The sequence below is a fragment of the Buttiauxella sp. genome (assembly GCF_035271705.1).
Taxonomy (GTDB): Bacteria; Pseudomonadota; Gammaproteobacteria; order Enterobacterales; family Enterobacteriaceae; genus Buttiauxella.
Genome location: NZ_DATERI010000103.1, coordinates 1 through 7,005 on the forward strand (window position 1 = coordinate 1; position 7,005 = coordinate 7,005).

The following is a 7,005-nucleotide window of genomic DNA, read 5'->3' on the forward strand; positions in this document are numbered from 1 at the left end:
ATTATGTATTTGGTCTATATTTTTATTCTGGTGGAATTATTTGTTGAATGGATAGGGGTAAATGCGTGGTCAAAATGTGGATACTGAATTTAAATAATCATTATATATCATACGCATACGCATACACACAGATGCATGAAAAAGGCACCCGAGGGTGCCTTTCTTTTAACCTTTATACACGCAACCGGCGGTACAGGTTTCTTTTACCATCACTGCACTCAGCAGTGGCACAATCGGTTTCATTTCGTCCCAAATCCATTTAGCCAGGACTTCGCTGGTTGGATTCTCAAGGCCTGGAATATTGTTCAGATAGTAATGATCCAGTCTGTCATAGGTCGGTTTAAATGCCGCTTTCAGCTCAGAAAAATCCATAATCCAGCCGGTATAAGGATCAACCTCGCCGGTTATCTCCAGACGCACCATAAAGGAGTGGCCATGAAGGCGACCGCACTTGTGGCCTTCTGGCACATGCGGTAGGTGGTGAGCGGCTTCGAAGGTAAAATCTTTAAACAGAGTGGTGGTCATTATTGCAATCTCAATAGGACGAAAAACCGCCGCATAGTACCGGAATCCACTATTTTAAGCATTAACTAAAACTATCATTACCGACTAAGGCTTCGATTTAGTCATGTTTACTAATTTAAGTTGATATAAATCAATGTATTAATTAACCACTTTTAACGTTATTGATTACCGTTAAAAACGGTTAGTCATTTTTGTTATTTGTTATTTCTATCCCTTCTTTAATTGTTATTATCGCACTGGTTAACCTTACACAATTCCCGTTTATACCCGTCATACTTCAAGTTGCATGTGCGTTGGCTACACTCGGTCGCCCGAATCACTTACTCAAGTAAGCTCATCGGGATTCCCTCTCTTGCCGCCTTCCTGCCACTCGAATTATTTTGGGAATGTTCGTTCGATATTAAAAACGGATCTTTTGCTACTGGAACTCACAACGCATGACAACTCAGGCTCCACCGACCGCATTGCTCCCGCTAACCCCAGAGCAACTGGCACGCCTCCAGGCGGCGACGACAGATTTCTCGCAGACTCAACTGGCCTGGTTATCCGGCTATTTCTGGGGAATGATTAATCAACAACCGGGCACCGTTGCTACGGTGCAACCCGCTGCGGCTGACGTTCCGGTTATTACGCTGATTTCCGCATCCCAAACCGGCAATGCGCGCCGCGTCAGCGAACAATTGCGCGACGACTTACTGGCGGCAAAATTAAACGTCAACCTGGTGAATGCAGGCGACTATAAATTCAAACAAATTGCCCAAGAAAAACTGCTGATTGTTGTGACGTCGACGCAAGGCGAAGGTGAACCGCCGGAAGAAGCGGTGGCGCTGCACAAGTTCCTGTTCTCGAAAAAAGCACCGAAACTGAACGGTACCGCGTTTGCTGTATTTAGCCTGGGTGATACTTCCTACGAATTCTTCTGCCAGTCAGGTAAAGACTTTGACACCAAACTCGCGGAGTTGGGTGGTGAGCGCTTGTTAGATAGGGTTGATTGCGACGTCGAGTTCCAGCCAGCAGCACTTGCCTGGCGCGCAAATATTGTCGACGTCCTGAAATCTCGCGTGCCAACTGAATCACCGGCACAAGCGGCAGTGACGGCGACAGGGGTTGCCAACGAAATTTTCACCAGCCCATACACCAAAGAAGCACCGCTCGTTGCGTCACTGGCTGTAAACCAGAAAATCACTGGCCGTGATTCAGAAAAAGACGTGCGTCACTTCGAGATAGATCTTGGCGATTCAGGTCTGCGTTACCAGCCAGGCGATGCGCTGGGCGTTTGGTATCAAAACGATCCTGCCTTAGTGAAAGAGCTGGTCGAACTGTTATGGCTGAAAGGCGACGAAAGTGTGAGCGTGGATGGCAAAACTCTGCCATTGAGCGAAGCGCTGGAGTGGCATTTCGAACTGACTATCAACACCATCAACATCGTCGAGAAATACGCGCAGGTCACGCGTAACGCCGCACTGTTGGATTTGGTTGGTGATAAAACTAAGCTGCAGCACTTTGCCCACAACACGCCAATTGTCGACATGGTGCGTTATGCCCCAGCAGAGCTGACTGCCGAGCAGTTGATTGACCTGCTGCGCCCGTTGACGCCGCGCCTGTATTCCATCGCCTCATCTCAGGCTGAAGCGGAAAGTGAAGTCCACATTACGGTTGGCGTGGTGCGTTATGACATCGAAGGTCGCGCCCGTACAGGTGGTGCATCCGGCTTCCTGGCTGACCGCCTTGAAGAAGATAGCGAAGTGCGCGTGTTCATCGAACACAATGACAACTTCCGCCTGCCGGCTAACCCTGAGACACCGGTCATTATGATTGGCCCAGGCACCGGTATCGCGCCATTCCGCGCCTTTATGCAGCAGCGTGAAAACGACGGTGCAACGGGTAAAAACTGGTTGTTCTTCGGTAACCCACACTTTACCGACGACTTCCTTTATCAGGTTGAATGGCAGCGTTACGCCAAAGACGGCCTGTTAACCCATATCGATCTGGCCTGGTCCCGTGACCAGCAACATAAAATATACGTACAAGATAAACTGCGCGAAAAAGGCGCGGAACTGTGGAACTGGATTAAAGACGGTGCCCACATTTACGTCTGCGGCGATGCGAATCGCATGGCAAAAGACGTTGAGCATGCATTACTGGAAGTGGTAGCCGAGTTTGGTGGCATGGACACTGAAACGGCCGATGAATATTTAAGTGAGCTGCGCGTTGAGCGCCGTTATCAGCGAGATGTCTACTAATGAGCGAAAAACACCCAGGACCATTAGTGGTCGAAGGCAAACTGTCTGACGCCGAGCGTCTGAAACGCGAAAGCAATTACTTGCGCGGCACCATCAAAGAAGATTTGCAGGAAGGGCTGACCGGCGGTTTTAGTGGCGATAACTTTTTGCTGATCCGCTTCCACGGAATGTACCAGCAAGACGATCGTGATATTCGTGCTGAACGTGCTGAACAAAAACTCGAACCGCGCCATGCCATGATGCTGCGCTGCCGTCTGCCGGGGGGGATCATTACCACCGAGCAATGGCGTGCAATTGATAAGTTTGCTGAAGACAAAACCATTTACGGCAGTATTCGTCTGACTAACCGCCAGACTTTCCAGTTCCACGGCATTCTGAAAAAGAACGTGAAACCGGCTCATGAAATGCTGCATGAAGTTGGGCTGGATGCACTGGCAACCGCCAACGACGTGAACCGCAACGTATTGTGTACGTCCAACCCAGTGGAATCTGAGTTGCACCAGGAAGCGTACGAGTGGGCGAAAAAGCTCTCCGAACACTTGCTGCCGCGCACCCGTGCATACGCTGAAATCTGGTGGGATCAAGAGAAAGTCGCTACCACCGATGAAGAGCCAATTCTCGGTGAGACCTATTTACCGCGTAAGTTTAAAACCACGGTCGTGGTACCGCCGCAGAACGATGTTGATCTTCATGCCAATGACTTGAACTTCATCGCCATCGCCAAAGACGGCAAGCTGGTGGGCTTTAACGTGCTGGTGGGTGGGGGTTTATCCATCGAACACGGTAACAAAGCGACGTATGCGCGTACGGCGAGCGAGTTCGGTTACATTCCGTTGGAGCATACGCTGGCCGTTGCAGAAGCGGTTGTGACCACGCAGCGCGACTGGGGTAACCGTACCGACCGTAAAAACGCTAAAACCAAATACACCCTTGAGCGCGTCGGCGTTGATGTGTTCAAAGCGGAAGTTGAGCGCCGTGCGGGCATCGCCTTTGAGCCGACCCGGCCGTATGAATTTACCGGACGTGGCGATCGCATTGGTTGGGTGAAAGGTGTTGATAATAAATGGCACCTGACGCTGTTTATCGAAAACGGTCGTATTCTGGATTATCCAGGAAGGCCGCTGAAAACCGGGTTGCTGGAGATTGCTAAGATCCACAAAGGCGACTTCCGCCTGACAGCGAACCAGAACCTGATCGTCGCGGGTGTACCGGAAGCCGAAAAAGCCGCAATCGAGAAGATCGCTAAAGAAAGTGGCTTAATGAGCGCAGTGACACCACAGCGTGAAAACTCGATGGCCTGTGTCGCTTTCCCGACTTGCCCACTGGCGATGGCAGAAGCTGAACGTTTCCTGCCGCAGTTTGTGACTAAAGTTGAAGAAGTGCTGGAAAAACACCACGTGCCAGACGAACACATTGTGACGCGTGTTACCGGCTGCCCGAACGGCTGTGGCCGTGCGATGCTGGCAGAAATCGGCCTGGTGGGTAAAGCCCCTGGGCGTTACAACCTGCATATCGGTGGCAACCGTATCGGTACGCGTATCCCGCGTATGTACCGTGAAAACATTACTGAACCAGAGATTTTGGCATCTATTGATGAACTGGTTGGACGTTGGTCGAAAGAGCGTGAAGCGGATGAAGGCTTCGGTGATTTCACTATCCGTGCCGGAATTATCCGTCCGGTGCTCGATCCCGCTCGTGACTTGTGGGACTAACGTTACAGTTTATGTCGGGACGCAGCACTTTCCCGACTGACTAAAATCAATCGCAGGGTGGATAAGCCGCAGGCGTCATCCACCCTGATTTAAGCAATAAGCGAGGAACGTATGTCCGTACTCGATCTAAAAGCGCTGAATGATCTGCCAAAAGTTGAGCGCGTGATGGCGTTGGCCGAGGTCAACAGCCAGCTCGATAAACTCACCGCCCAACAGCGTGTAAGCTGGTCGCTGGAAAATCTGCCTGGCGAGTTTGTGCTGTCTTCAAGCTTTGGTATTCAGGCGGCGGTGTCCTTACATCTGGTCACCCAACAGTTTCCGGATATTCCGGTGATCCTCACCGATACCGGTTATCTGTTCCCGGAAACTTACCAGTTTATTGATGAACTGACCGACAAGCTGAAGCTAAATCTGAAGGTCTTCAGTGCCAAGGAAAGTGCTGCCTGGCAGGAAGCGCGCTACGGTAAATTATGGGAGCAGGGTGTTGAAGGCATTGAGAAATACAATGACATCAACAAAGTTGAGCCGATGAACCGCGCGCTGCGTGAACTGAATGGGCAAACCTGGTTTGCGGGTTTACGCCGTGAACAATCCGGTAGCCGGGCGAATTTGCCGGTGTTGGCTATCCAACGTGAAGTGTTTAAAATTCTGCCGATCATCGATTGGGACAACCGTCAGGTTTACCAGTATCTCACCGACAATGGCCTTAAATACCACCCGCTGTGGGATCAGGGTTATCTTTCCGTGGGCGACACTCACACCACGCGTAAGTGGGAAGAAGGCATGGCAGAAGAAGAGACACGCTTCTTTGGTTTGAAACGTGAGTGCGGTTTGCACGAGTAAGTTCCTGAAGACTCAAAGAGACGATCTGACTCGCAAAAGCACCTTTTATCCGGTGCTTTTAGTTCTCATGCTCGTTTTTGATTGCTAGTATTTGTCATACTAAATGACAAATAGAGGTGATCCGATGTTTTCTGATTTACGGAATAAACGAGTGTTAATCACGGGTGCATCTGCAGGTGTTGGCTTGGCTGCAGCACACGCTTTTTTACGCTGTGGCGCAAAAGTGGGCATCAATGGCCGCCGTTCACCGCAGGAAATGCAGAAGCAACTCGACGAGCTGCGTGCGTTGGGTGGAGAGGTCAGCTATTTTCAGGCAGATCTCACTCAATCTGCCGCTTGCCAGCAGTTGGTCAATACCTTTGTCGAACAGTTTGGTGGCCTTGACGTGCTCATCAATAATGCCGGTGGGTTAGGTGGCCGCTCTGGCCTGGAAGGTATTGACGATGACTTCTATGACATGGTCATGGATCTCAATGCCCGCTCGGCATTAATGATGACCAAATATGCGATTCCTCATCTGCGTGAGTCCGCAAAATCGAGCGGTGAAACGGCTTCAGTCATCAGCACTGGCTCAATTGCAGGGCGTGAGGGTGGTGGCATTGGTGCGGGTATTTACGCAGCATCTAAAGCCTGGTTACACGACATTCATCGCAATTGGGTAAAAGAGTTCACCAAAGACAATATTCGTTTCAACATCGTCTCACCTGGCACCATTGATACCGCGTTCCATGAAGATAAACCGCAAGAGTTACGTGACAAGATTGCCAGTTCTATCGCTATGGGGCGTTTTGGCCGTAGCGAAGAAGTCGCACCTAGCTTCTTGTTCTTTGCCTCTCACCAAATGAGCGGTTATATCACCGGTCAGATACTGGATGTCAATGGCGGCCAAATGGCCCCATAAATTTTACCCGTCATACTTCGAGCTGCTGCGGTGTTGACTGCACCCACTCACCCCAGTTACTTACTTGAGTAAGCTCCTGGGGATTTCTGAGCTTGTCGCCTGGCTGCAACTCGAATTATTTTGGGTACTTAGTTTAGTGATACACTATTTTCCTTCCCTTTTTCAGGTATGACAAAAGCATGCTATTCACAACCATTGCCACGACGCAACGCGGTCTGGATGGACTTATTGCCAGCGACATCGCTCGTAAAATTCTTTCCGGACAAATTTTACCGGGAGATATTTTGCCCAGTGAAGTTGAGCTTTGTGAACAATTCGGTGTGAGCCGTACGGCACTGCGTGAAGCGCTAAAACTCGTGTCATCAAAAGGGATGCTGGAGTCACGCCCGAAAGTGGGAACCCGTGTTCGTCCGCGTAATAACTGGAATATCCTGGATGTTCAGTTGCTCGAGTGGATGAATGGCATGGAAGGCACGCTGGAAATGTATCACCAGTTTCTCGAGTTCCGCCGCGTTATTGAGCCGCATGCGACACGCCTTGCCGCAATAAATGCGACCAGCGAACAGCGAATTGAGCTGTCCCGTGTCCATGAAGAGATGTGTGCCGTAGCGAAAGACTTCGACCCCGACCGTTGGGTTGATGTGGATACGCGCTTCCATCGCGCTATTTTTCTGGCTTCGGGCAACTGCTTCTATGCCCCGTTTGGCAATGTGCTGACCACCGTGTTTAAGTGGTTTATCAGTCATTCGTCAAAAGAGGGCGGCATGTGTCTGGAAGACCA

6 protein-coding genes are annotated in these 7,005 nt (G+C 50.4%); 5 read left to right on the forward strand and 1 reads right to left on the reverse strand.

Going from position 1 to position 7,005, the window contains the following annotated elements:
* Positions 1-165: 165 nt before the first annotated feature.
* A complete protein-coding gene (queD, locus tag VJY99_RS09540; protein WP_324117817.1) occupies positions 166-528 on the reverse strand; it encodes a 6-carboxytetrahydropterin synthase QueD in 363 nt (120 codons plus the stop codon).
* A gap of 434 nt (positions 529-962) precedes the next feature.
* Between queD and cysJ the strand changes: the two genes are divergently transcribed.
* From cysJ to VJY99_RS09565, 5 genes are all read left to right on the forward strand, one after another.
* Complete coding sequence (gene cysJ / locus VJY99_RS09545; protein ID WP_324117812.1) at positions 963-2,768, forward strand: NADPH-dependent assimilatory sulfite reductase flavoprotein subunit; 1,806 nt, start codon at positions 963-965, stop codon at positions 2,766-2,768.
* Complete coding sequence (cysI, locus tag VJY99_RS09550) at positions 2,768-4,480, forward strand: assimilatory sulfite reductase (NADPH) hemoprotein subunit (RefSeq protein ID WP_324117813.1); 1,713 nt, start codon at positions 2,768-2,770, stop codon at positions 4,478-4,480. The genes cysJ and cysI overlap by 1 nt, the downstream gene beginning before the upstream one ends.
* 111 nt (positions 4,481-4,591) lie before the next feature.
* The gene (gene cysH / locus VJY99_RS09555) at positions 4,592-5,323 is read left to right on the forward strand and encodes a phosphoadenosine phosphosulfate reductase (RefSeq protein WP_324117814.1); all 732 of its coding nucleotides are present in this window, start codon (positions 4,592-4,594) and stop codon (positions 5,321-5,323) included.
* A gap of 124 nt (positions 5,324-5,447) precedes the next feature.
* Positions 5,448-6,224 carry an SDR family oxidoreductase gene (locus VJY99_RS09560; protein WP_324117815.1) on the forward strand — a complete coding sequence of 259 codons (777 nt, stop codon included), beginning with the start codon at positions 5,448-5,450 and terminating at the stop codon, positions 6,222-6,224.
* A gap of 179 nt (positions 6,225-6,403) precedes the next feature.
* Positions 6,404-7,005: FadR/GntR family transcriptional regulator (locus VJY99_RS09565; RefSeq protein WP_324117816.1), on the forward strand; the 602-nt coding region annotated here is incomplete at its 3' end.

Coding starts and splice junctions, on each gene's coding strand:
- VJY99_RS09560 (WP_324117815.1), top strand. CDS start 5,448: ATGTTTTCTGATTTACGGAATAAACGAGTGTTAATCACGGGTGCATCT.
- cysI (WP_324117813.1), top strand. CDS start 2,768: ATGAGCGAAAAACACCCAGGACCATTAGTGGTCGAAGGCAAACTGTCT.
- cysH (WP_324117814.1), top strand. CDS start 4,592: ATGTCCGTACTCGATCTAAAAGCGCTGAATGATCTGCCAAAAGTTGAG.
- cysJ (WP_324117812.1), top strand. CDS start 963: ATGACAACTCAGGCTCCACCGACCGCATTGCTCCCGCTAACCCCAGAG.